The organism is Rhodoferax sp. (assembly GCF_025354435.1).
In the GTDB taxonomy this organism is placed as follows: Bacteria; Pseudomonadota; Gammaproteobacteria; order Burkholderiales; family Burkholderiaceae_C; genus Rhodoferax_B.
In genome coordinates, this window is sequence record NZ_JANXMU010000073.1 from 131,042 (window position 1) to 152,930 (window position 21,889).

Here is a 21,889-nt window from a genome sequence, read left to right on the forward strand (position 1 = left end):
GGAGAACTAGCAAATGTCTCGCGTAGGAAAAATGCCTGTTGCTATCCCCGCTGGTGTGGATGTGGCAATCAAGGACGACCAAATTAATGTCAAGGGCACCGGCGGTTCGCTGTCGTTGACCCAAAATGCGCTGGTGACCGTGACCAATGATGCTGGCAAACTCACGTTTGCCCCCGCCAACGAGTCCCGTGAAGCCAATGCCATGTCGGGCACCATGCGTCAGCTGGTGAACAATATGGTCGTCGGTGTGACCAAGGGTTTCGAGAAGAAGCTGAACCTGGTTGGCGTGGGCTACAAAGCCGCCGCCCAAGGTGCAAAGCTGAACTTGGCCGTGGGTTACTCCCACCCCGTCAATATCGACATGCCTGCTGGCATCACCGTTGCGACCCCCACCCCGACAGAAATTCTGATCAAGGGTGCGGACCGCCAACGTGTGGGCCAAGTGGCTGCTGAGATTCGTGCGATCCGTCCTCCCGAGCCTTACAAGGGCAAGGGCATCCGTTATTCGGATGAGAAGATCACGATCAAAGAAACCAAGAAGAAATAAGGAGCCGCAACATGTTGACCAAAAAAGAACAGCGTCTCCGTCGTGCGCGTCAAACCCGCATCCGTATTGCAACCCAAGGCGTTGCACGCCTGACGGTGAACCGTACCAACTTGCACATCTACGCCAGCGTTATTTCTGGCGACGGTGCCAAGATTCTGGCTAGCGCATCGACCGCCGAAGCGGCTGTGCGCAAAGAGCTGGGCGGCGCTGGCAAGGGTGGCAACACCACCGCAGCACAAGCCATTGGCAAGCTGATTGCTGAAAAAGCAAAAGCAGCTGGTGTTGAAAAAGTAGCGTTTGATCGCTCAGGTTTTGCGTACCACGGACGCGTCAAGGCGCTTGCCGATGCTGCCCGCGAAGCTGGCTTGCAGTTCTAAGCAGATCGGAATAAATCATGGCTAAAGTTCAAGGGAAAATGCAGGGTAAGGCTGAAGGGCCTGAAGACGGCCTGCGTGAAAAGATGATCGCGGTCAACCGCGTTACCAAAGTGGTCAAGGGTGGCCGTATTCTTGGTTTCGCAGCTTTGACCGTGGTAGGTGATGGCGAAGGCCGCGTTGGTATGGGCAAGGGCAAGTCGAAAGAAGTGCCTGCTGCTGTGCAAAAAGCGATGGAAGAAGCCCGCCGCAATATGGTGAAGGTCACACTGAAAAACGGTTCCGTTTTCCACAAAGTGACTGGCCAACATGGCGCAGCCAACGTGATGATGGCGCCAGCCCCCAAGGGTACCGGCATCATTGCAGGCGGCCCTATGCGCGCAGTGTTTGAAGTGATGGGTATCACCGATATCGTGGCCAAGAGCCATGGTTCGTCGAACCCTTACAACATGGTGCGTGCCACCTTGGATGCATTGCGTAATTCGACCACTCCCTCGGACATTGCTGCCAAGCGCGGCAAAAACGTCGAAGAAATATTCGTCTGAGCAAGGTTATCCAAATGACAACGCAACAAACACTCAAAGTGACGCTGGTTCGCAGCCCGATTGGTACCAAAGAATCGCACCGTGCAACCGTTCGTGGCTTGGGTCTGCGCAAGATTCGCAGCGTAAGCGAACTGCAAGACACGCCCGAAGTCCGCGGCATGATCAACAAGATCAGTTATCTGGTCAAAATCATCTAAGGATTGACGATGGAACTCAATGGCATTAAGCCCGCAGCGGGTGCAAAGCACGCCAAGCGTCGCGTTGGTCGCGGCATTGGCTCTGGCCTGGGCAAGACCTCTGGTCGTGGCCACAAGGGTCAAAAATCCCGTGCAGGCGGCTACCACAAGGTCGGTTTTGAAGGCGGTCAAATGCCTATGCAACGCCGTTTGCCTAAGCGTGGTTTCAAATCGCATTTGCTGAAGTACAACGCCGAGGTCACTCTGGAAGCGCTGGAAAAGCTGGGCTTGTCTGAAGTAGACGGTCTGGCACTGAAGCAAGCAGGTTTGATCTCTCAGATGGCTAAGGTCATCAAGGTGATCAAGACCGGCGAACTGACTAAGGCGATCAAGTTCACAGGTATTGGTGCTACGGCAGCAGCCAAGGTGGCTATTGAAGCCGCCGGTGGCAGCCTGGTTTAAGTTTTTGTTGAAGGAAACGTTCGGTGGCAACTAGCGCTCAAATCGCAAAGACTGGTAAGTTCGGCGACCTGCGTCGTCGCTTGGTGTTTTTGCTGCTCGCGCTGGTTGTTTATCGTGTCGGTGCACATATTCCTGTGCCTGGCATCGATGCAACGCAACTGCAGCAACTTTTCAAAGGCCAGCAAGGCGGCATATTGAGCTTATTCAATATGTTTTCTGGCGGTGCGTTGTCTCGGTTCACGGTATTTGCCCTGGGCATCATGCCTTACATCTCGGCCTCCATCATCATGCAATTGATGGGTTATGTAGTCCCGATGTTTGAGCAGATGAAGAAGGAAGGTGAGTCTGGTCGTCGCAAGATTACCCAGTACACCCGCTATGGCACTTTGGGCCTTGCGTTGTTCCAGTCTCTGGTGATTGCTACGGGGCTGGAAAGTTCGCCAGGCTTGGTGTTGTCTCCTGGATTTGGTTTCCGGATGACAGCAGTAGTAAGTTTGACTGCTGGAACCATGTTCTTGATGTGGTTGGGTGAGCAAATTACAGAGCGTGGTTTAGGGAATGGTATTTCTATTCTGATCTTTGCTGGTATTGCGGCTGGTTTGCCTGGATCGATTGGTGGTTTGCTTGAGTTGGTGCGTACCGGTGCGATGAGCATCATTGCCTCCATCTTTATCGTAGCTGTGGTTGCCTTGGTTACTTACTTTGTCGTGTTTGTAGAGCGCGGTCAAAGAAAGATTCTGGTGAATTACGCACGACGACAAGTTGGTAACAAGGTGTATGGCGGTCAGTCTTCGCATCTACCCTTGAAACTGAACATGGCGGGTGTGATTCCTCCGATCTTCGCTTCGTCGATTATTTTGTTGCCAGCAACGGTGGTGAATTGGTTTAGTGCTTCTGAATCGCTGCGTTGGTTGAAAGATGTTGCAGGCATGCTGAGTCCTGGGCAGCCGGTGTATGTGTTGTTTTATGCCAGCGCCATTGTGTTTTTCTGCTTTTTCTACACGGCCTTGGTATTCAATAGCCGTGAAACTGCAGACAACCTGAAGAAAAGCGGCGCGTTTATTCCTGGTATTCGCCCTGGTGAACAAACTGCTCGCTACATCGACAAGATATTGCTCCGGTTGACTTTGGCAGGTGCTGTCTATATCACCTTTGTGTGCTTGGTTCCGGAAATATTGGTTTTGAAGTACAACGTGCCGTTTAATTTTGGTGGAACGTCATTGCTGATTATTGTGGTGGTGACCATGGATTTCATGGCCCAGGTTCAAAACTACATGATGTCTCAACAATATGAGTCATTGCTGAAAAAGGCGAATTTCAAGTCTTCTGCCAATGCGTAATTGGTAGGCTAAAGTTGGTCATGGGTTCTGGTGTTTTGTTCCAGAGAATTCAATCGCACGGTATTCAGAGTTTTAGGAGAATTAAATGAGAGTTTCAGCTTCGGTTAAGAAAATTTGCCGCAACTGCAAAGTCATCCGGCGCAAGGGCGTGGTTCGTGTGATCTGTACAGATCCACGCCACAAACAGCGTCAAGGTTGATAGAAAAGTTTTAGAGGACGCACATGGCACGTATCGCTGGTATTAATATTCCGCCGCAAAAGCATTCCGAAATCGGCTTAACCGCTATTTTTGGAATCGGTCGCACTCGCGCTCGCAAGATTTGCGAAGCTTGCGACATTGCATATTCCAAAAAGGTCAAAGACTTGACCGATGCAGATCTGGAAAAGATCCGCGACCAAATCGCTCTCTTCACCATTGAAGGCGATTTGCGTAGAGAAACCACGATGAACATCAAGCGATTGATGGACATCGGCTGCTACCGTGGTTTCCGCCACCGTCGTGGTCTTCCCATGCGTGGCCAGCGTACGCGTACCAACGCACGCACGCGCAAGGGACCGCGCAAGGCTGCGGCTTCATTGAAGAAATAAAGGGATTGAGAAATCACTATGGCTAAAGCTCAACAAAGCAACGCATCGCAGCGCGTACGTAAGAAGGTTCGAAAGAACGTGTCTGACGGTGTCGCACACGTGCACGCATCATTTAACAATACAATCATTACGATCACTGATCGTCAAGGCAATGCGTTGTCTTGGGCTTCTTCCGGTGGCCAGGGTTTCAAGGGTTCGCGTAAATCGACTCCGTTTGCTGCCCAGGTTGCTTCCGAAGTGGCTGGTCGTGCTGCCATTGAACAAGGTATCAAGAATCTTGATGTCGAAATCAAAGGCCCGGGTCCTGGCCGCGAGTCTTCGGTTCGCGCTCTGGGTGCACTCGGTATCCGCATTACCTCGATTGCAGATGTGACTCCCGTTCCACACAACGGTTGCCGCCCTCAAAAGCGTCGTCGCATCTAATCTGGCCGGAATTCATTTCGGTCCGGTTTTTATAAGCCCACCGCCATCTGCATTGCGCAGATGGCTCCCACGTTTCTGCGTGGAAGATAATATTTAAGGACGCTCAAGTGGCACGCTATCTCGGTCCCAAGGCCAAACTCTCCCGCCGTGAAGGCACTGATCTTTTCCTGAAGAGCGCTCGCCGTTCGATCAGCGACAAGGCTAAATTCGACTCCAAACCAGGTCAGCACGGCCGCACTTCCGGTGCCCGTACGTCTGACTTCGGTTTGCAGCTGCGCGAAAAGCAAAAAGTAAAGCGCATGTACGGTGTGTTGGAGCGTCAGTTCCGCCGCTATTTTGAAGAAGCCGATCGCCGTAAAGGTAATACCGGTGCCAATCTGCTGTTCCTGCTGGAATCGCGTCTTGACAATGTCGTATACCGCATGGGCTTTGGCTCCACGCGCGCTGAAGCACGCCAGTTGGTCTCGCACAAGGCGATGACGGTAAACGGCCAGTGCGTGAATATCCCTTCGTACATGGTCAAGACCGGTGACGTAGTGGCTGTTCGCGATAAGTCGAAGAAGCAGAACCGCATTGTTGAAGCCCTGCAATTAGCACAACAAGTGGGCCTGCCGGCCTGGGTTGAGGTCAGTATTGAAAAGACCGAAGGTATTTTCAAGAAAGTACCAGACCGTGATGAGTTCGCTTCTGATGTCAACGAATCGCTGATCGTTGAATTGTATTCGCGTTAATTCCGCATTTTTCGTTTGATTTTGTTCCTAGGCTGCGGGGCACTGCAGTCTAGAACCAACACTTGCCTTACCGGTGTAACGAGCTGGGGGTACTGAGAGGAAGCATGCATGCAAACTAATTTGCTGAAACCCAAAGCCATCAACGTCGAACAACTGGGCCACAACCGTGCGAAAGTTGCGTTAGAGCCGTTTGAACGCGGCTACGGGCATACATTGGGCAATGCACTACGCCGTGTACTGTTGTCGTCCATGGTGGGTTATTCGGCAACCGAAGTGACTATTGCAGGCGTGCTGCATGAGTACTCTTCGATTGACGGTGTTCAAGAAGATGTTGTGAACATTTTGTTGAACCTCAAAGGCGTTGTTTTCAAACTGCACAACCGTGATGAAGTCACCCTGAGCCTACGTAAAGACGGCGACGGCGTGGTCACTGCAGCTGACATTCAGACTCCGCACGATGTTGAAATCATCAACCCAGACCACGTGATTGCGCATTTGTCGCAAGGCGGCAAGCTGGACATGCAAATCAAGGTCGAAAAGGGCCGTGGTTACGTTCCAGGTAGCATGCGGCGCTATGCGGATGAGCAAACCAAGTCGATCGGCCGTATTGTGCTGGATGCTTCGTTTTCACCCGTCAAGCGCGTGAGTTACACCGTCGAAAGCGCTCGCGTTGAGCAGCGTACCGACCTGGACAAGCTGGTGGTGGAGATCGAAACCAATGGTGCGATCTCGGCGGAAGATGCCGTGCGCGCATCGGCTAAAATACTGGTTGAACAGCTCGCAGTGTTTGCGCAGTTGGAAGGCAGCGAATTGGCCGGCGTGTTTGAACAGCCAGCTCCGCGTGGTAACACGCAGTTTGACCCGATTCTGTTGCGTCCTGTGGATGAGCTTGAATTGACGGTTCGCTCTGCGAACTGCCTGAAGGCTGAGAATATTTATTACATCGGTGATCTGATCCAGCGCACCGAGAATGAATTGCTCAAGACCCCTAATCTGGGTCGCAAATCGCTGAATGAAATCAAGGAAGTCCTCGCTTCGCGCGGTCTGACCTTGGGTATGAAGCTTGAAAGCTGGCCACCGGCTGGCTTGGATAAGCGTTAATTGGAAATATGGCCGGTGCCGCACCTTGGTGTTGCGCTGGTCTTTGAAAATGTCCTGCAAAGGACACGTGCAACGTGCAGTACCTGATCCGGCTGTGCGTCAAAATAATTGAAAGGAATGCACCATGCGCCACGGACACGGACTTCGTAAACTTAACCGCACCACTTCGCACCGTCTTGCGATGTTGCGCAACATGATGAACTCGTTGATTGAGCACGAGGCCATCAAGACTACTTTGCCTAAAGCAAAGGAATTGCGGCGCGTGATCGAGCCTATGATCACTTTGGCTAAAGAAGCGACTGTGGCTAACCGCCGTCTGGCTTTTGACCGTTTGCGTGACCGCGATAGCGTGACCAAGTTGTTCAATGACCTGGGCCCGCATTTCAAGGCTCGTCCAGGCGGCTACACCCGCATCTTGAAGATGGGTTTCCGCGTGGGTGACAATGCACCTATGGCATTCGTGGAACTGGTTGACCGTGCTGATGTAAAAGAAGCTGTAGAAATATCTGCAGACCAATCATAAGCTGCTATAATAGAGATACACCGCGCGATGGAGCAGCCTGGTAGCTCGTTGGGCTCATAACCCAAAGGTCGTAGGTTCAAATCCTACTCGCGCAACCAATCAGTAGTACTTCGGTGCTACGAGTTAAAAAACCCGCCTTGTGTGGGTTTTTTAATTTCTGCCGTATGACAAATGCTTCTCAGCGCCAGCTGGGTGCTTTCTATGTCGTGGCAACAGTGAAGGTTTCCTCACCCTCACCAGGCTTCGTGGCGCAAGTATGCTGCGCCACGGTTCTCGGGTCTATTCTGCTTGCTTGGTGGCTCGGTCTTGTTTGGCTTGTTCCAGCGAGCTTTCTGTGCTGGCTTGGTCCATCCCGTACATGTCGGCAAACTGCATCAAGGTCTGGCCGCTGCTTTCAAAGGCTTTCAAAAGTGCTTCTCGTTTTGCTGCCGCGGCACCGTCTTCGGTATAGGCGTGGTCCAGCAGGGCATTCCATGCTTCCAGCGGTGGTTTGACCTGCTCTGCATACGCGCTACGGCTCAATCCTGAGGCTTCAAAGGCATTGCGCAGCCGCATACGTAGCTTGGCTTGTGCTGCGGGGCTGTTGCCTGCACGGTCCCGGCGGGCAACTTCCATGATGGCCTGGTGCACATGCTCCGGTGCCAGCGTTTCCACAGGGTTACCTTGCAGGTCGTGGCGCTGCACACCAGTGGCGACTTGCTCCAGGTAACGGGTGGACCGGGTGTGTTGCCCCAGGGCTTCGCGCAAAGCCTTGGCTTCCAACAGATCGGGGTGGTTGGCGACGAGTTCGTGAAAGATGCCGAGTTTTAATGGCAACGCCTGGGCGCCAAACAGCTTGGGATACAGGTCATACAGCTTGTGCAGTAGGGGGTGCACCTCTCGGATGTGTGGGGCGTGCTGCTGCTTGGGGGCGCGCGGTTTCGACGTTTTAGTGTTGGGTGCGAGGGGAGTGGTCACGGTGATGAGGGTGTGCGGTGGGGAACAGGCGCAAAGAGTGCGCGAACAAGCTGTATTTTCATCGAAAACACAAGTGACCTACCTTTAACGTCGCCGGGGTGTGGCGCAGGACCACGCCGTATTTGTAGCTTGGTTACAACGCCACGGTACGGGGAAGGCGTAAGAGTGTGCATTCAGCGCGGGTTTACACGGTGCTGCTGCGACAATCGGCCCTCCCGAAATTTTGAAAGTGCTCATGGCTAAGAAAGCTCCTGCGGTTGTCGTCACTCCTCCTGAGGTAGCGCGTACCAAACCTTTGCAGATCCCCGACACGGGTTTTAAAACGATCTGGCAAGTAGTTGGTGCACCGCCCGTGGTGGCCAAGGCGAAGGGCGACAAGTCCACCGTTTCGGCTTAAGTTGAAACAACTTTCATGGCTGGCGGTGCCTTGCACCCTGGCCCATGGAAGTCAGGTTTTCTCTGTCTCCGGGGGGCGCGTCTAATGCGACCTCGACCCAGCAGTCATAGAACGTAGGCGCACGGCCTAAATCGGTCAACTGCTGGCTAGTGAGCTGGTTCACATTGCTGCCATCCAGCCCCAGTTTGCGCCACCACACCCCCAATCCATTGACTACGCCGACCCGGGCTCTGGCCGATACCTTGGCTTTGCACCGGTACGTGCCGCGCTGGTTAAATATGCGCACCACCGCTCCGGTGGTGATACCCCGCTGTTGGGCATCGTCGGCATGGATTTCCAGCAGTGGCTCGCCCTCGATGTGGCGCAGGCTGGTAATGTTGACGAAGCTGGAGTTCAAGAAGTTGCGGGCAGGCGGTGAAATCATCGCCAGCGGAAAGTCTTTGGAAGTGCCTGCCGCCTCGTAATTGGGCAGGTAATCCGGCAAACCATCCAGCCCCTGCGCTGCCAGCCGATCGCTGAAAAACTCGCACTTGCCCGACGGTGTGGGAAATTGCCCTGTGGCAAACGGCGCATCGGGCAGGGGAATTGTGGCAAAACCGTGCTCCAGCAACGCAGCAAAATCCACTTGGGCACCATACGCGGTACGGCACAACTCCCCATCGCTCTCGCTCAGGCAGGGGTCGGTCAAGCCCATACGGGCCGCTAGCTCTCGAAAAATCTGTGTGTTGGTTTTGGATTGGCCCAGTGGCGCAATCGCGGGCCGGTTCAGCAAGGCATCGGTGTGGCCATAGCCGCTGTGTACGTCCCAGTGCTCCAACTGCGTGGTGGCGGGCAGGATGTAGTCGGCGTAGTCGGCGGTATCGGTCTGGAAATGCTCCAGCACCACAGTGAATAAATCCTCGCGGGCAAAACCCTGCACAACTTTGCCCGAATCGGGAGCCACGGCCACGGGATTACTGTTGTAAACCACCAGCGCCTCGATCCGCGGTGCTGTTGCGTCCAGCAAGGCATCGCCAATCGTGCTCATGTTGATGGTGCGGGGCCTGCGCCCGGCCAGCAAGTCCGGCCGCTGCAAGGCCGCGCGCTGTACCGGGAACTGGCCCGAGCTGCTCATCAGCACGCCACCCGCACGGTGCCGCCAGGCCCCGATCAGTGCGGGCAGGCTCACCACGGCGCGGGTGGCATTGCCGCCACCCCGGGTGCGCTGCATGCCGTAGTTCAGGCGGATGGCGGCGGGCTCTCGGTTCACAACGCACTGGCCGTAGTCGCGCGCCAGCGACACGATCTGTTCCACCGGCACGCCGCACACCTCGGCAGCGCGTTCGGGCGGCCACTGCAAGGCGCGTTCGCGCAGCGCAGGCCAGCCAACGGTGTGCTCGGCCAGGTAGGCGTGGTCCAGCCAATCGTGGGTGATGAGTTGGTGCATCAGTGCGAACGCCAGCGCGGCATCGGTGCCGGGGCGCAGGGCGATGTGCTCATGGCACTTTTCGGCGGTTTCGGTTTTGCGCGGGTCGATACATACCAGCCGCGCGCCATTGCGCTTGGCCTGCTGCACGTAGCGCCAGAAGTGCAAATTGCTGCCAATCGAGTTGCTGCCCCAAATCAAGATGAGCTTGGATTCGGCAAAAAACTGCACCTGCATGCCCACTTTGCCGCCCAGCGTGTGCACCAGGCCCTCGGCACCGGCCGACGCGCAGATCGTGCGGTCCAGCAGCGAAGCGCCCAGCGTGTGGAAGAAGCGGGCGGCGATGCTCTCGCCCTGCACCAGCCCCATGGTGCCCGCGTAGCTGTAGGGCACGATGGCTTCGGGGTTGTTGTGGGCAGCAATGGCTAGCAGGCGCGCGGCAATGTCGCCCAGCGCCTCGTCCCAGCCCACGGGGGTGTACTGGCCCGAGCCCTTGGGGCCGCTGCGCTTGAGCGGCTGCAGGATGCGTTCCGGATGGTAGGTGCGCTCGGTGTAGCGCGATACCTTGGTGCACAGCACGCCGTCGGTGTGCGCATGGGCCGGATTGCCCTGTACCTTGATGGCGATGCCGTCCTGCACCGTGGTCAGCAGCGCACAGGTATCGGGGCAGTCGTGCGGGCAGGCGCCCCGTACCCGTTGCACGGAGCTTGTCGCGGAGTGGTCTTGGTCTGGCATGGGAGGCTTCCTGCACGTGACAAAATGTATCAATGATAAATCGCCGCCGTTTTTCTATCGCTTCCGGTTTCGCTGCTGTAGCCGGTTTTCCATCGGTACATGCGCAATCGGGTGGCAAGATTCTGCTAGGCCAGTCGGCGGCCTTGACCGGGCCTGCAGCCCAGTTAGGCATCCAGTATGCCCAAGGTGCCAAACTGTATTTGGACTGGGTGAATGCGCAGGGCGGCGTGGACCACCGGCAGATCGAATTGCGCACGCTGGACGACGGCTATGAGCCTGACCGCTGCCTGGACAACACCCGCAAGCTGTTGGCCGCCGACGCACTGGCCTTGTTTGGCTATGTGGGTACCCCCACCAGCCTGGCGGCCTTGCCGCTGGCCATACAGGCGAAAACCCCGTTTGTGGCACCGCTCACCGGGGCCATGGCCTTGCGCGAGCCGTTCAACAGGTATGTCTTCCACGTGCGGGCCTCGTACCAAGACGAGACGGCGCTGATCGTCAAGCAACTCACCCAGCTGGGCCTGGACCGCATCGCCGTGTTCTACCAAAACGATGCCTACGGCAAAGCCGGCTTGGACGGGGTCACGCTGGCCTTGTCCAAACTGGGCCGCAAACCGGTGGCGCTGGTCACGGTGGAGCGCAATTCGGTCGATGTGGCCGCCGCCGCCCAAACCCTGCGCGCGGCCGAACCGCAGGCGATTGTGCAGATTAGCGCCTACACCGCGTGCGCGGCCCTGATCCGGGCGGCACGCAAGCTGGGCTACGGCGGGCAGTTCTTCAACGTGTCGTTTGTGGGCACCCAGGCCTTGGCCGACGAACTGGGTAAGGATGCCGCCGGCATTGTGGTGTCCCAGGTCATGCCGTCCCCCTACAGTGCCGCCAGCCCGCTGGCGCGCAGCTTGGCCGAGGCGGTGAAGGCCACCGGTGGTACCGCTCAGGCCAATTTCTCCAGCATCGAGGGCTATCTGGCCGCCAAAGTGCTGGTCGATGGCCTGCGGCGGGCCAGCGCGGCCAAAACCTTGAACGGCGAGGCCCTGGTGGCCGGGTTGGAGTCGCTGGGCGCACAGTCTTACGGCGGTTTTGCGGTCAAACTGTCGGCAACCGACCATGTAGGATCGGGTTTTGTGGAGCTGTCCATGCTCACCGGAGATGGACGCATCCGCATGTAAGGAGAATGGCATGCCCGTGATCGACAAACTGGTGGAGCAAGCCCCCGGCATCGCAGCCCTGCGCCGCGAACTGCACGCCCACCCGGAACTGAGTTTTCAAGAGGTGCTGACCGCCGACCTGGTGGCGCGCCAGCTGACCGAATGGGGCATCCCCATCCACCGGGGCCTGGCGGGCACCGGCGTGGTCGGCATCCTGCAAAACGGCAGCTCCCAGCGCGCCATCGGCCTGCGCGCCGACATGGACGCGCTGCCGCTGCAAGAGTTCAACACCTTCGCCCATGCCAGCCAGCACCCCGGCAAGATGCACGCCTGCGGGCATGATGGCCACACCGCCATGCTGCTGGCCGCGGCGCAGTACCTGGCCGAACACCGCAACTTCGACGGCACGGTCTACCTGATCTTCCAGCCTGCCGAAGAGGGCGGTGGCGGGGCCCGCGAGATGGTGCAGGAAGGCCTGTTCACCCGCTTTCCGATGGACGCGGTGTTTGGCATGCACAACTGGCCCGGCATGCAGGTGGGCCAGTTTGCCCTCAGCCCCGGCCCGGTGATGGCCTCCAGCAGCGAATTCAAGATCACCATCCACGGCAAAGGCAGCCACGCCGCCATGCCCAATATGGGTATCGACCCCGTGCCTATTGCCGCCCAGATGGTGCTGGCCTTCCAGACCATCATTAGCCGCAACAAAAAGCCCATCGACGCGGGCGTGGTGTCGGTCACCATGGTGCACGGCGGCTCGGCCACCAACATCGTGCCCGACAGCATGGAGCTGCAGGGCACAGTGCGCACCTTCACGCTGGAGGTGCTGGATTTGATCGAAGCCCGCATGCGCCAGATTGCCGACAGCCTGTGCGAAGCCTTTGGGGCCCGTTGCGACTTTGAATTTGCCCGCAACTACCCGCCCACCATCAACCACGTCGCCGAAGCCGCCTTCGCCCGCCAGGTGATGGCCGACATCGTGGGGCCTGCCAACGTGGTCACCCAGGAACCCACCATGGGCGCGGAAGACTTCGCCTACATGCTGCTCGCCAAGCCCGGGGCCTACTGCTTCATTGCCAACGGCGACGGCGACCACCGAGCCCTGGGCCACGGCGCAGGCCCCTGCACCCTGCACAACCCCAGCTACGACTTCAACGACGATCTGATCCCGCTGGGTGCAACGTACTGGGTGCGTTTGGCCGAAGCCTGGTTGAAGTCGTTGTAAGTGATTGCTATTAAATTAATAGCTACTAGCGTATGTGAAATATGCGCTAGAGGCCTAAAAAGCTTATAAAACTAGCGCTTTGAAACGCTCAGCCGCCATGGCCAGCAGGCCGTCGAAAATCAGGTTGTCCACCAATTCGCACTGCACCGACATGCTGGGTGCCATCTTCCAGCCTGCGCCGCCGGTCATGTAGCAGGCGGGTTCGGCTCCGCAGTGCTGGCGCACGTGCTGCACCATGCGCTCCACGGCTCCGGCGATGGCATAGGTGCCGCCGCTAGTCAGCGCGTCGCTGGTGTTGGTGGGGAACACCCGCACCTCGCCGGTGGGCACGTGCAACCCGGCGGTGCCGGACTCCAGCGCGCGCAGCATGATGCCGTGGCCGGGCAGAATCAGGCCGCCGAGGAACTTGCCGTGGGTGTCCACCGCCTCCACCGTCACCGCCGTGCCTACCATCACCACCACCATGGGCCGCTCGGGCCCCTGGGCCAGCATGCGGTGGCGTGCGCCCACCATGGCGACCCAGCGGTCGGCCCCCAGACGGGTAGGGTGGTCGTAGCCGTTGGTCAAACCGGCCTCGGCGGGGCTGGACACCACCCACTGGGGGTGTACGTCCCACAGCTCCAGTTGCTCCAGCACGCGCCGTTTGATGGCGTCCCCGGCTACGATGCAGCCGAGGATGGACGTGGGTGTGGGCAGCTCGGCCCAGGGGCCGTCGGCCAGCTTGTCGATGTTTTCCAGAAATTCTGCGCCATGGGCCAGCAGCGCGGCCCCCGGGCGGGGCGCGTCGTACAGCGACCATTTGAGACGGGTGTTGCCAATGTCGATGGCGAGAAAACTCATCCTGCGTCCTGAAGTTTTGTTGAACACCCCCAGGCTGCAGGGCTACGCCTCTTTCGCCACCCCCCTTGCAGGGGGCGATTCCAGTGGCCTGGCGGAGCCAGTTCCACGGAATCCTGGGGGGCGTGCGTTCCGGCTGTAGCGTGGGTGCGTCGTTGCTTATTTTGGGCGCATTATCAACTGCGGCCTGGCTCTGCACGCTGGTGTTTACACCTTGATGACAATCTTCCTGGCGCTGCGCCTAGCTTTGCCGCCAGGGCAGGTTATGGAAGCGCCAGCCGCCTTTGCGGCCGCGGTGGGCTTCGGTGTCGGGGTCGCCTTCGAAGCCTTCCAGGATGTTGTAGGCCTGCAGCCCCAGCTCGGTGGCGCGCTTGGCGGCGGCCACGGAGCGCACGCCGCTGCGGCACAGCAGCACGGCTTTTTTGCCGCCTGCCAGCGCGGCTTGCAGGCCGGTGTCGAAATCGGCGTTCAGGGCCATGCCGGGCCATTGCTTCCAGGCCAGCGGCACGGCACCCGGCACCTCGCCGACCCAGGCGCGCTCGGCATCGGTGCGCACGTCGACCAGCACCGCCTCGCCCGCCTGCCACCAGGCGCAGGCCAGCTGGGGCGACACGTCGCCCGCATAGCCTTCGGCGGGGCGGACCAGGGGCGGCAGCGGGCTGGCTTCGTGCGGCAGGCCCGAGGCCTGGTTGGCGGGCACGGCTTGGTCCATGCGTTGTGGGCGGGGCAGGTTCAGGGCTTCCATGGTGGCGATAAATTCCGGTAGGGTTTTGTGGGCGATGCGCGGATTGTGGGACTTCTCGGCCCCGATGCTGGACTGGGTTTTACCGTGGTAATCATGCCCCGGCCAGACCCGCGTCATGTCGGGCAGGGCAAACAGAATCTGGGTGATGCTGTGGTACAGGGCTTCGGCGCTGCCCGACTGGAAATCGGTGCGGCCACAGCCGCCGATGAGCAGGGTGTCGCCAGTGAACACATGGTCGCGCCACACAAAACTCATGCTGCCCGCGGTATGACCAGGTGTGTGCAGTGCCTGCAGGGTTTCGCTGCCAAAGCGCAGCAGGTCGCCGTGCTGCAACTGCATTGCCGCACCCTGGATGCCGCAGCCCGCAGGCACTGCCGTCTGGGCCCCGGTGTGTTCGGCCAGCCGGCCCGCGCTGGTGATGTGGTCGGCGTGGGCATGGGTTTCCAGCGTCCATACCAGCGACAGGCCCTGGGTTTGCAGCAGCGCCAGATCGCGCTCCAGCAGGGTGTCCACCGGGTCGATGATGGCGGCGGCGTGGCTGAGTGGATCGACCAGCACGTAGGTGTAGGTGTGGCTGGCGGGGTCGAAAAGCTGGATGGGTTGCATGGCGGGCTCCGGGGTGTGTTTCGGCGCTATTTTGAGGCTTGAGGCGAACCGCATGCATCCATTCCTGCAGGCCACCGTGGGGGGCAACGCCTCTAGTCGTCCTTGCGCGTCCACACGCCGACCAAGGCTTTGCCCTTTTGCCACATCGACAGGCGCTCGTCGGACAGCACGTCCAGAAAGTCCGACAGGCGCTTGGACTTGACCATGGTGTAGACCGTCAGCACCGTGGTCAGGATAAAGACGATGGCAAAGATGGCCAGCCGCCGCTCCATCGGGGCATCGGCTTCGGCCATCAGGTTCATGCCCAAAAAGCCAGTGGTCACGGTGCCGATCAGGCCAAAGATGGTGACCACGGTGAGGCGCACCACGGTATTGGCCTGGCGGCGCAGGCTGTCGGCCTCCAGGTACTGGTTCATCTCGGCGATGCGTTCCTTGACCTCGGCGTGCAGCGGCTCCAGCCCCAGGTGCTGGGAACACATGTGGAACAGCGCGCGCACCTGGGCCTGCTCGGACAGTTCATGGAACCAGTAGCGGTGGGTGAAGCGCAAGAAGCTGCCAAAGCCGTAGCGGATGGAGCGCTTGAACTGGCGCACGCTGGCGGCATCGCTGATGTCCAGGTTTTTCAGCGCCTCGGCCAGCCGGTCGGAGTACATCAGCAGAGCGGCTTTCTGGAAGTGGGCAATCAGGAAGACCAGGAAATGCTGGTGCCGGAACTGCGCCAGCACGCCCCGGTCGCGGCAGCCGTAGAACTGGCTGCTGGCATCGCCCACCACCAGGGCGTGGCCGTTGCACAGGTAGCGGGTGTTGGGGCGGCACCGCCTTCGGTCCAGAAGCGGTCGTAGCAGTATTTGTGCTCAAAGTCGCTCAGATGCTGGTCGCCGTAGGGCAGGGCGCAGCCCCCGGCGGGGTCGCGCGCGCCCGAGCCGGTGACCAGGCCCAGGCGTACAAAGTCGCTGCGGGTCAGGTCGCGTGGCCGGTCCATGGCCAGGTAGGCCATCAGCGGCATGCGGTAGTACTCGATCTGGCGAAAGCGCAGCGCACCGGGGTGGTCCGAGTGGTCGCCCACCAGCGGCTGCATCATGAAGTCCCAGTGGGCCGAGATGCGTGGCGCGCGCCGGGTGCTGACGTGGGACAAAAAGGCATCGCGCTGGTTGGCATCGGACGCGGCCAGCACCTGGCCCTGCGCGCCCAGCCACTCGGCGCTGGCCAGGCAGTGCAGGGCTTGGCCCGCATCGTCCCAGCCTGCCGGGTAGGCACGGCCAAAGCGGTACATCAGCTCCTGCGCCGTCTCCAGCGGCAGGTGGTTGGCGGTGACCTCCACGTTCAGCAGCACCAGGTCCACGTCGAGGAAGAAGTACGGGTCTACGTGCACCGTGTCCAGTGTGATGGGCGCGTCGCCAGGGCGCGGCGGCACCCGCACAGCGGTGATGTCGTGGCGGCGAAAGACCCGCATTGGCGAGCCTTGCACCTTGTGCGATTCGCCGTGTTTGGGCAGACCTTCGCCGTACAAAAACCGCTGTACGTAGGGCAAAAAGGTCACAAATTCGTTGTAATGCCGCTCGTGGAAGCTGCTGCTGTCGCCGGTGAATTCGTCCACCACTTCGCGCCAGGGGGATGCCTCGCCCATGTCGGCCAGCACCTGCCAGGGCTTGGCCACCGTGCCCTCGCTGCCGCGCACCGGCATGAGCCGCACGGGCCACAGCAAAACCTGGCGGAAGTGCTCGACAACAGGGGGCACGGTGGAGGCTGTGTCTGGGCGCATGGGCGATCCGTGGGCAGTAATAGCCCAAAGTGTAGAGGAACCCAAGCGCCCCGTGGCGTGGAATCTACGTAGCCGATTTAGTGAAAATTGCTATATAAATAATAGCTTTAGGCGCATATTGCATATGCGCTAGAGGTACTATTTATACTTATTTAGTATCAGGGCTATAGCCGCCCATGAAAACCCGTACCGCCCGGGCCACCTTGCCTTGCACCTGTTCGGGTGTCAGTTCCGGGTTTTCGCGGTAGAAATAGCGGTGGTCGATCTCGGAGTGCATCAGCGCGCCAAAGTGCCGGGCGGCCACCAACGGGTCGGCCTGGCGCAGCAGGCCCCGGTCCATCACCGACTGCATGTACGCCGCCATGGCCTGCTCGCCCTGTTGCTGGCCGGCTTCATAAAACAAACGCCCCACCTCGGAGTGTCCGGCTTCGGCCAGCACCAGGCGGTACGAAGACATGGCCGTGGCCGAGGCCAGAAACACCAGCAGGCGCTCGCCAAAGCGTTGCAGCAAGCTGGGCAAATCGTCGTCCTTGGAGGTGGTTAACTCCTCCAGCGCCGGGTCGATGTGCTCGGCCCCGAACTGGCGGGCCAGCGTCAGGAAGATGGCTTCCTTGGACGGGAAGTAGCCGTACAGCGTGGCTTTGGAGCCGCCAAGGCGGGCCGCAATGGCCGCCATGGAGGCCCGTTCGTAGCCCATTTCCAAAAACACCTCGGAGGCGATTTTCAGGATCGCATCGCGCTTGGCATCGGTGCGGACTTTCATGGGCTGCCTCTTTTAAGTGTACTCATGTGTACATTTTTGCTTGACAGACGGTAAATGTCAAATTTAAAATAAACCGTACAGTACAGTTATGGATAACGCTTTGATCCATCGCAAGCCATCGGCAGATGCCTTGCCACCCAGGAGGTTTTCCATGCAGATCCCTTATTTTTCGCACCGGCCCACAGCGGCCTGGATGGCCGTGTCGGCATTGGCCATGGTGCTGGCTTTGGCCGCCTGCGGCCAGGCGGCTTCCAACGCAGCCCCGGCTGCGGCCCCAGCGGCACCCCAGGTCAGCTACATCGTGGTGCAACCCCAGCGCGTAGCGCTGACCAGCGAGCTGCCCGGTCGCACCTCGCCAGTGGAAGTGGCCGACGTACGGCCCCAGGTCACCGGCCTGGTGCAGACGCGCAAGTTTGTCGAAGGCAGCGAGGTCCAGGCCGGTACGCTGCTGTACCAGGTAGACCCCGCCAGCTACCGCGCCACGGTTGACAGCGCGCAGGCCGCGTTGGCCAAGGCGCAGGCCACGCTGGTGTCCACCAAGCTGCAGGCCAGCCGCTACAAGGAGCTGGTGGCCATCAAGGCGGTAAGCCAGCAAGAGGCCGACAACGCCGCAGTCACCGAGCTGCAGGGCGAGGCCGATGTGGCTTCGGCCAAGGCAGCGCTGCAAACTGCCAAGATCAACCTTGACTACACCCGCATCGTCGCGCCCATCAGCGGGCGCATCGGCAAATCGGCGGTGACGGTGGGGGCCTTGGTCACCGCCAACCAGACCACCGCGCTGGCCACGGTGCAAAAGCTCAACCCCATCTACGTGGACATCACCCAGTCCAGCAGTGCCTTGCTGGCGCTGAAGCGGGCACTGGCGCAGGGCACGCTGGGCAGCGGTACGGCCAAGGTCACGCTGCGGCTGGAAGACGGCAGCACCTACCCGCTGGACGGCAAGCTCAAATTCACCGACGTGACGGTGGACCAAACCACCGGCGCCGTCACCCTGCGCGCCGAGTTCCCCAACCCCCACGCTGAGCTGCTGCCCGGCATGTACGTGCGCGCCGTGCTGGCCCAGGCCGTGGCCGAGCAGGCGCTGCTGGTGCCACAGCCCGCCGTGAGCCGCGACAGCACCGGTAAACCGGTCGCCTTTGTGGTGGCCGCCGACGGCAAGCTGGAGCAGCGCACGCTGGTGACCGACCGCGCCATTGGCGACCAGTGGCTGGTGACCAGCGGCCTGCAAGCGGGCGACAAGCTGGTGGTCGAAGGCCAGCAAAAAGCCCAGCCCGGCGCGGCAGTCGATGCCAAACCCCTGACGGCGAAGCCTGCCGTTGCCGCAAGCGCCGCTGTGGCCCAGAAGTAATCCCGGAGAATTTTCATGGCCCGTTTTTTCATCGACCGCCCGATCTTCGCCTGGGTACTGGCCATCGTCGTGATGCTGGCCGGCATCTTGTCGATCACCAGCCTGCCCATCGCGCAGTACCCCACCATTGCCCCACCGTCGGTGGGTATCAGCGCCAGCTACCCCGGCGCATCTGCCAAAACGCTGGAGGACACCGTCACCCAGATCATTGAGCAAAAAATGAAGGGGCTGGACGGACTGGACTACATATCGTCGACCAGCGACGCGTCGGGTAGCGTCAACATCACCCTGACCTTCGAGAACGGCACCAACCCCGACACCGCCCAGGTGCAGGTGCAAAACAAGCTGGCCCTGGCCACGCCGCTGCTGCCGCAAGAGGTGCAGCAGTAGGGCGTGCAGGTCACCAAATCGTCCGCCAGCTTTTTGAGCGTGATCGCTTTCGTGTCTGAAAACGGCAAGATGAACGGCGCGGATTTGGCCGACTACGTGGCCGCCAACGTGCAAGACCAGATCAGCCGCGTGCAGGGTATGGGCGACACCACGCTGTTTGGCGCGCAGTACGCCATGCGCGTCTGGCTGGACCCGAGCAAGCTGAACAACTTCAAGCTCACCCCGGCCGATGTGAGCACCGCCATCAGCGCGCAAAACGCCCAGGTGTCGGCCGGCCAGCTCGGCGGCTTGCCGTCGGCGGCCGGGCAGCAGCTCAATGCCACCATCACCTCGCAAACCCGGCTGCAGACCGCGGCAGAGTTTGAAAACATCATTCTCCGCACCCAGACCGACGGCTCCAACGTGCGCCTGCGCGACGTGGCCCGCATCGAGCTGGGCAGCGAGAACTACGGCAGCGTGGCCCACTTCAACGGCAAGCCCGCCACCGGCCTGGCCATCAAGCTGGCCACTGGCGCGAATGCTCTCGACACCGTGCGCGGTGTGGATGCCAAGCTGGACGAACTGGGCAAGTTCTTCCCCGCCGGTATGAAGGCCTACAAGCCCTACGACACCACGCCGTTTGTGCGCATCTCCATCGAAGAAGTGGTCAAGACGCTGATCGAGGCCGTGGTGCTGGTGTTCTTTGTGATGTATTTGTTTTTGCAGAACTTCCGCACCACGCTGATCCCCACCATCGCCGTGCCGGTGGTGCTGCTGGGCACCTTTGGCGTGCTGTCGGCGTTTGGTTATTCCATCAACACCCTGACCATGCTGGCCATGGTGCTGGCCATCGGCCTGCTGGTGGACGATGCGATTGTGGTGGTGGAAAACGTGGAGCGGGTGATGACCGAAGACGGCTCCACGCCGCTGGAGGCCACGCGCAAATCCATGGGCCAGATCACCGGCGCGCTGGTGGGTGTGGCCCTGGTGCTGGCGGCGGTGTTTGTGCCGATGGCGTTTTTTGGGGGCTCTACCGGCGTGATCTACCGCCAGTTCACCGTCACCATCGTGGCGGCCATGACGCTGTCGGTGCTGGTGGCGATGATCCTCACGCCCGCCCTGTGCGCCACCTTGCTCAAGCCCGTGGCCAAGGGCCATGCGCTGACCAACACCGGCTTTTTTGGCTGGTTCAACCGCGTGTTCGACCGCGGCAGCCAGCGCCACCAGGGCGTGGTGCGCCACATGCTGGGGCGCGGCAAGGTCTACATGCTGGGCTACGCGGTGGTGGTGGCTTTTGTGGGCTATAGCTTCACCAAGATCCCGGCCAGCTTCTTGCCCGACGAAGACCAGGGCAGCCTGTTCACCCTGATCCAGTTGCCGCCCGGTGCCACGCAAGAGCGCACGCTGAAGGTGATCGACACGGTAGAAAAGCACTTTCTGGAAGACCAGAAGGACGCGGTCGAATCCGTCTTCTCGGTGGCTGGTTTCAGCTTTGCCGGTAGCGGGCAGAACGCGGGCCTGGCCTTCGTCAAGCTCAAGTCCTGGGACGAGCGCACCGCCGCTGCGTTGAAGGTCAGCGCCGTGGCGGCCAAAGCCTCGGCGGCGTTTGCCAGCATCCGCGACGGCTCGGTGTTTGCCGTGGTGCCGCCCGCCGTGTCCGAGCTGGGCAACGCCACCGGTTTCGATTTGATGCTGCAAGACCGCGGCAACGTGGGGCATGCCGCCCTGATGCAGGCGCGCAACCAGTTACTGGGCGCGCTGGCGCAAGAAAAAGGCCTGGTCGGCGTGCGCCCCAACGGGCTGGAAGACACGGCCGAGTTCAAGCTGGAGATCGACGCGCAAAAAGCCGGTGCTCTGGGCCTGGGCATGGCCGACATCAACGCCACCTTTTCTGCCGCCTGGGGTAGCAGCTATGTGAACGACTTCATCGACCAGGGCCGGGTGAAAAAGGTCTTCTTGCAGGCCGACGCGCAGTTCCGCATGCTGCCCAGCGACATCGACCGCTGGTTCGTGCGCAACAGCAGCGGAACCATGGTGCCGTTCAGCGCGTTTGCCACTGCCGCCTGGACCTCCGGTTCACCCCGGCTGGAGCGCTACAACAGCGTGCCCTCGGTCGAGATTCTGGGCATGGGCCTGCCCGGCGTGTTGTCCAGCGGCGAGGCCATGGACCTGGTGGAAAAACACGCCGCCGCGCTGCCCGCGGGCATAGGCTACGAGTGGACCGGCCTGTCCAAGCAAGAGCGCGCCTCCAGCGGCCAAAGCAGCATGCTGTACGCCGTGTCCATCCTAGTGGTGTTCCTGTGCCTGGCGGCCCTGTACGAGAGCTGGGCCATCCCGCTGTCGGTCATCTTGGTGGTGCCCCTGGGCGTGCTGGGCACCCTGCTGGCCGCCATGCTGAGCTTCAAGATGAACGACGTGTACTTCCAGGTGGGCCTGCTCACCACCGTGGGCCTGGCCTCGAAAAACGCGATTTTGATTGTGGAGTTTGCCAAGGACCTGGTGGCCGACGGCATGGACGAGGTGCAGGCTGCGCTCACTGCCGCCCGCATGCGCCTGCGCCCGATTCTGATGACCTCACTGGCCTTTGTGCTGGGCGTGCTGCCACTGGTGCTGAGCTCCGGTGCCGGTGCCGGTGCGCAGAACGCGCTGAGCACGGCGGTGGTGGGCGGCATGCTGTCGGGCACCGTGCTGGCCATCTTCTTTGTGCCGCTGTTTTATGTGGTGGTGGTGCGTTTGTTCAAGCGCAAGCCCGCCGCCGCCCCTGTTTTGTTGGAAGGTCACTGAA

The 21,889-nt window shown here is 60.2% G+C and carries 20 protein-coding genes, 1 tRNA gene and 3 pseudogenes; 17 read left to right on the forward strand and 7 right to left on the reverse strand.

All coding sequences use genetic code 11. The features are described 5' to 3' along the window. Positions 1–13 precede the first annotated feature (13 nt). The 13 genes from rplF (at position 14) to Q0T48_RS18600 (ending at position 6,908) form a co-directional block, all read left to right on the forward strand. The gene (gene rplF / locus Q0T48_RS18540; RefSeq protein WP_295959404.1) at positions 14–547 is read left to right on the forward strand and encodes a 50S ribosomal protein L6; all 534 of its coding nucleotides are present in this window, start codon (positions 14–16) and stop codon (positions 545–547) included. 11 nt (positions 548–558) lie between these two features. Then, on the forward strand, positions 559–924 hold the full coding sequence (gene rplR / locus Q0T48_RS18545; RefSeq protein WP_295959407.1) for a 50S ribosomal protein L18: 366 nt from the start codon (positions 559–561) through the stop codon (positions 922–924). 17 nt (positions 925–941) lie between these two features. Then, a complete protein-coding gene (gene rpsE / locus Q0T48_RS18550) occupies positions 942–1,466 on the forward strand; it encodes a 30S ribosomal protein S5 (RefSeq protein WP_092757617.1) in 525 nt (174 codons plus the stop codon). A gap of 14 nt (positions 1,467–1,480) precedes the next feature. Beyond that, the gene (gene rpmD / locus Q0T48_RS18555) at positions 1,481–1,663 is read left to right on the forward strand and encodes a 50S ribosomal protein L30 (protein ID WP_092757618.1); all 183 of its coding nucleotides are present in this window, start codon (positions 1,481–1,483) and stop codon (positions 1,661–1,663) included. A gap of 9 nt (positions 1,664–1,672) precedes the next feature. Next, positions 1,673–2,104, forward strand: coding sequence for a 50S ribosomal protein L15 (gene rplO / locus Q0T48_RS18560; RefSeq protein WP_295959412.1), 432 nt, complete (start codon positions 1,673–1,675; stop codon positions 2,102–2,104). 23 nt (positions 2,105–2,127) lie between these two features. Continuing rightward, positions 2,128–3,444 carry a preprotein translocase subunit SecY gene (secY, locus tag Q0T48_RS18565; RefSeq protein ID WP_295959414.1) on the forward strand — a complete coding sequence of 439 codons (1,317 nt, stop codon included), beginning with the start codon at positions 2,128–2,130 and terminating at the stop codon, positions 3,442–3,444. Positions 3,445–3,529: 85 nt separating this feature from the next. Next, positions 3,530–3,643 carry a 50S ribosomal protein L36 gene (gene rpmJ / locus Q0T48_RS18570; protein WP_028820150.1) on the forward strand — a complete coding sequence of 38 codons (114 nt, stop codon included), beginning with the start codon at positions 3,530–3,532 and terminating at the stop codon, positions 3,641–3,643. Positions 3,644–3,666: 23 nt separating this feature from the next. Next, entirely contained in the window at positions 3,667–4,032 is a 366-nt protein-coding gene (gene rpsM, locus Q0T48_RS18575; protein WP_295959417.1) for a 30S ribosomal protein S13, read from the forward strand. Between the two features lie 18 nt (positions 4,033–4,050). Continuing rightward, positions 4,051–4,455 (forward strand): 30S ribosomal protein S11, encoded by a 405-nt coding sequence (gene rpsK, locus Q0T48_RS18580; protein WP_092757621.1) that lies wholly within the window; start codon positions 4,051–4,053, stop codon positions 4,453–4,455. Between the two features lie 107 nt (positions 4,456–4,562). Further along, positions 4,563–5,186, forward strand: a complete 624-nt coding sequence (gene rpsD / locus Q0T48_RS18585; RefSeq protein WP_295959421.1) for a 30S ribosomal protein S4 — start codon at positions 4,563–4,565, stop codon at positions 5,184–5,186. 108 nt (positions 5,187–5,294) lie between these two features. Further along, a complete protein-coding gene (gene rpoA, locus Q0T48_RS18590; RefSeq protein ID WP_295959425.1) occupies positions 5,295–6,287 on the forward strand; it encodes a DNA-directed RNA polymerase subunit alpha in 993 nt (330 codons plus the stop codon). Positions 6,288–6,411: 124 nt separating this feature from the next. Further along, the gene (gene rplQ, locus Q0T48_RS18595) at positions 6,412–6,810 is read left to right on the forward strand and encodes a 50S ribosomal protein L17 (protein WP_295959428.1); all 399 of its coding nucleotides are present in this window, start codon (positions 6,412–6,414) and stop codon (positions 6,808–6,810) included. A 21-nt stretch (positions 6,811–6,831) separates the two neighbouring features. Beyond that, positions 6,832–6,908, forward strand: a tRNA-Met gene (locus Q0T48_RS18600). Between the two features lie 181 nt (positions 6,909–7,089). On the opposite strand, the gene Q0T48_RS18605 is transcribed toward Q0T48_RS18600, so the two are convergent. Both Q0T48_RS18605 and Q0T48_RS18610 read right to left on the reverse strand, forming a co-directional pair. Then, the gene (locus Q0T48_RS18605; protein ID WP_295959431.1) at positions 7,090–7,767 is read right to left on the reverse strand and encodes a ProQ/FINO family protein; all 678 of its coding nucleotides are present in this window, start codon (positions 7,765–7,767) and stop codon (positions 7,090–7,092) included. A gap of 410 nt (positions 7,768–8,177) precedes the next feature. Further along, positions 8,178–10,304 (reverse strand): molybdopterin oxidoreductase family protein, encoded by a 2,127-nt coding sequence (locus tag Q0T48_RS18610; protein ID WP_295959434.1) that lies wholly within the window; start codon positions 10,302–10,304, stop codon positions 8,178–8,180. 32 nt (positions 10,305–10,336) lie between these two features. Between Q0T48_RS18610 and Q0T48_RS18615 the strand changes: the two genes are divergently transcribed. Next, positions 10,337–11,473, forward strand: coding sequence for an ABC transporter substrate-binding protein (locus Q0T48_RS18615; protein ID WP_295959437.1), 1,137 nt, complete (start codon positions 10,337–10,339; stop codon positions 11,471–11,473). A 10-nt stretch (positions 11,474–11,483) separates the two neighbouring features. Beyond that, positions 11,484–12,674, forward strand: coding sequence for a M20 aminoacylase family protein (locus Q0T48_RS18620; RefSeq protein ID WP_295959439.1), 1,191 nt, complete (start codon positions 11,484–11,486; stop codon positions 12,672–12,674). Between the two features lie 63 nt (positions 12,675–12,737). Here the strand turns inward: Q0T48_RS18620 and Q0T48_RS18625 are convergent, their stop codons facing one another. From Q0T48_RS18625 to Q0T48_RS18645, 5 genes and pseudogenes are all read right to left on the reverse strand, one after another. Next, a complete protein-coding gene (locus Q0T48_RS18625; RefSeq protein WP_295959442.1) occupies positions 12,738–13,514 on the reverse strand; it encodes a type III pantothenate kinase in 777 nt (258 codons plus the stop codon). 238 nt (positions 13,515–13,752) lie between these two features. Next, positions 13,753–14,223, reverse strand: coding sequence for a rhodanese-like domain-containing protein (locus Q0T48_RS18630; protein WP_295959563.1), 471 nt, complete (start codon positions 14,221–14,223; stop codon positions 13,753–13,755). 138 nt (positions 14,224–14,361) lie between these two features. Continuing rightward, a pseudogene (locus tag Q0T48_RS18635) lies at positions 14,362–14,916 on the reverse strand (MBL fold metallo-hydrolase); the annotation flags it as partial. A 38-nt stretch (positions 14,917–14,954) separates the two neighbouring features. Continuing rightward, positions 14,955–16,624: pseudogene (locus tag Q0T48_RS18640) on the reverse strand (hypothetical protein). 148 nt (positions 16,625–16,772) lie between these two features. Beyond that, positions 16,773–17,387 (reverse strand): TetR/AcrR family transcriptional regulator, encoded by a 615-nt coding sequence (locus tag Q0T48_RS18645; RefSeq protein WP_295959445.1) that lies wholly within the window; start codon positions 17,385–17,387, stop codon positions 16,773–16,775. 151 nt (positions 17,388–17,538) lie between these two features. Between Q0T48_RS18645 and Q0T48_RS18650 the strand changes: the two genes are divergently transcribed. After that, a complete protein-coding gene (locus Q0T48_RS18650) occupies positions 17,539–18,735 on the forward strand; it encodes an efflux RND transporter periplasmic adaptor subunit (protein WP_295959448.1) in 1,197 nt (398 codons plus the stop codon). A 15-nt stretch (positions 18,736–18,750) separates the two neighbouring features. Then, a pseudogene (locus tag Q0T48_RS18655) lies at positions 18,751–21,888 on the forward strand (efflux RND transporter permease subunit). Position 21,889 lies beyond the last annotated feature (1 nt).

Excerpts from the sequence above, each read along its gene's own strand:
- rplF (WP_295959404.1), top strand. The coding sequence starts at position 14 with ATGTCTCGCGTAGGAAAAATGCCTGTTGCTATCCCCGCTGGTGTGGAT.
- rplR (WP_295959407.1), top strand. The coding sequence starts at position 559 with ATGTTGACCAAAAAAGAACAGCGTCTCCGTCGTGCGCGTCAAACCCGC.
- rpsE (WP_092757617.1), top strand. The coding sequence starts at position 942 with ATGGCTAAAGTTCAAGGGAAAATGCAGGGTAAGGCTGAAGGGCCTGAA.
- rpmD (WP_092757618.1), top strand. The coding sequence starts at position 1,481 with ATGACAACGCAACAAACACTCAAAGTGACGCTGGTTCGCAGCCCGATT.
- rplO (WP_295959412.1), top strand. The coding sequence starts at position 1,673 with ATGGAACTCAATGGCATTAAGCCCGCAGCGGGTGCAAAGCACGCCAAG.
- rpmJ (WP_028820150.1), top strand. The coding sequence starts at position 3,530 with ATGAGAGTTTCAGCTTCGGTTAAGAAAATTTGCCGCAACTGCAAAGTC.
- rpsM (WP_295959417.1), top strand. The coding sequence starts at position 3,667 with ATGGCACGTATCGCTGGTATTAATATTCCGCCGCAAAAGCATTCCGAA.
- rpsK (WP_092757621.1), top strand. The coding sequence starts at position 4,051 with ATGGCTAAAGCTCAACAAAGCAACGCATCGCAGCGCGTACGTAAGAAG.
- rpoA (WP_295959425.1), top strand. The coding sequence starts at position 5,295 with ATGCAAACTAATTTGCTGAAACCCAAAGCCATCAACGTCGAACAACTG.
- rplQ (WP_295959428.1), top strand. The coding sequence starts at position 6,412 with ATGCGCCACGGACACGGACTTCGTAAACTTAACCGCACCACTTCGCAC.
- Q0T48_RS18610 (WP_295959434.1), bottom strand. The coding sequence starts at position 10,304 with ATGCCAGACCAAGACCACTCCGCGACAAGCTCCGTGCAACGGGTACGG.
- Q0T48_RS18615 (WP_295959437.1), top strand. The coding sequence starts at position 10,337 with ATGATAAATCGCCGCCGTTTTTCTATCGCTTCCGGTTTCGCTGCTGTA.
- Q0T48_RS18620 (WP_295959439.1), top strand. The coding sequence starts at position 11,484 with ATGCCCGTGATCGACAAACTGGTGGAGCAAGCCCCCGGCATCGCAGCC.
- Q0T48_RS18625 (WP_295959442.1), bottom strand. The coding sequence starts at position 13,514 with ATGAGTTTTCTCGCCATCGACATTGGCAACACCCGTCTCAAATGGTCG.
- Q0T48_RS18630 (WP_295959563.1), bottom strand. The coding sequence starts at position 14,223 with ATGGACCAAGCCGTGCCCGCCAACCAGGCCTCGGGCCTGCCGCACGAA.
- Q0T48_RS18645 (WP_295959445.1), bottom strand. The coding sequence starts at position 17,387 with ATGAAAGTCCGCACCGATGCCAAGCGCGATGCGATCCTGAAAATCGCC.
- Q0T48_RS18650 (WP_295959448.1), top strand. The coding sequence starts at position 17,539 with ATGCAGATCCCTTATTTTTCGCACCGGCCCACAGCGGCCTGGATGGCC.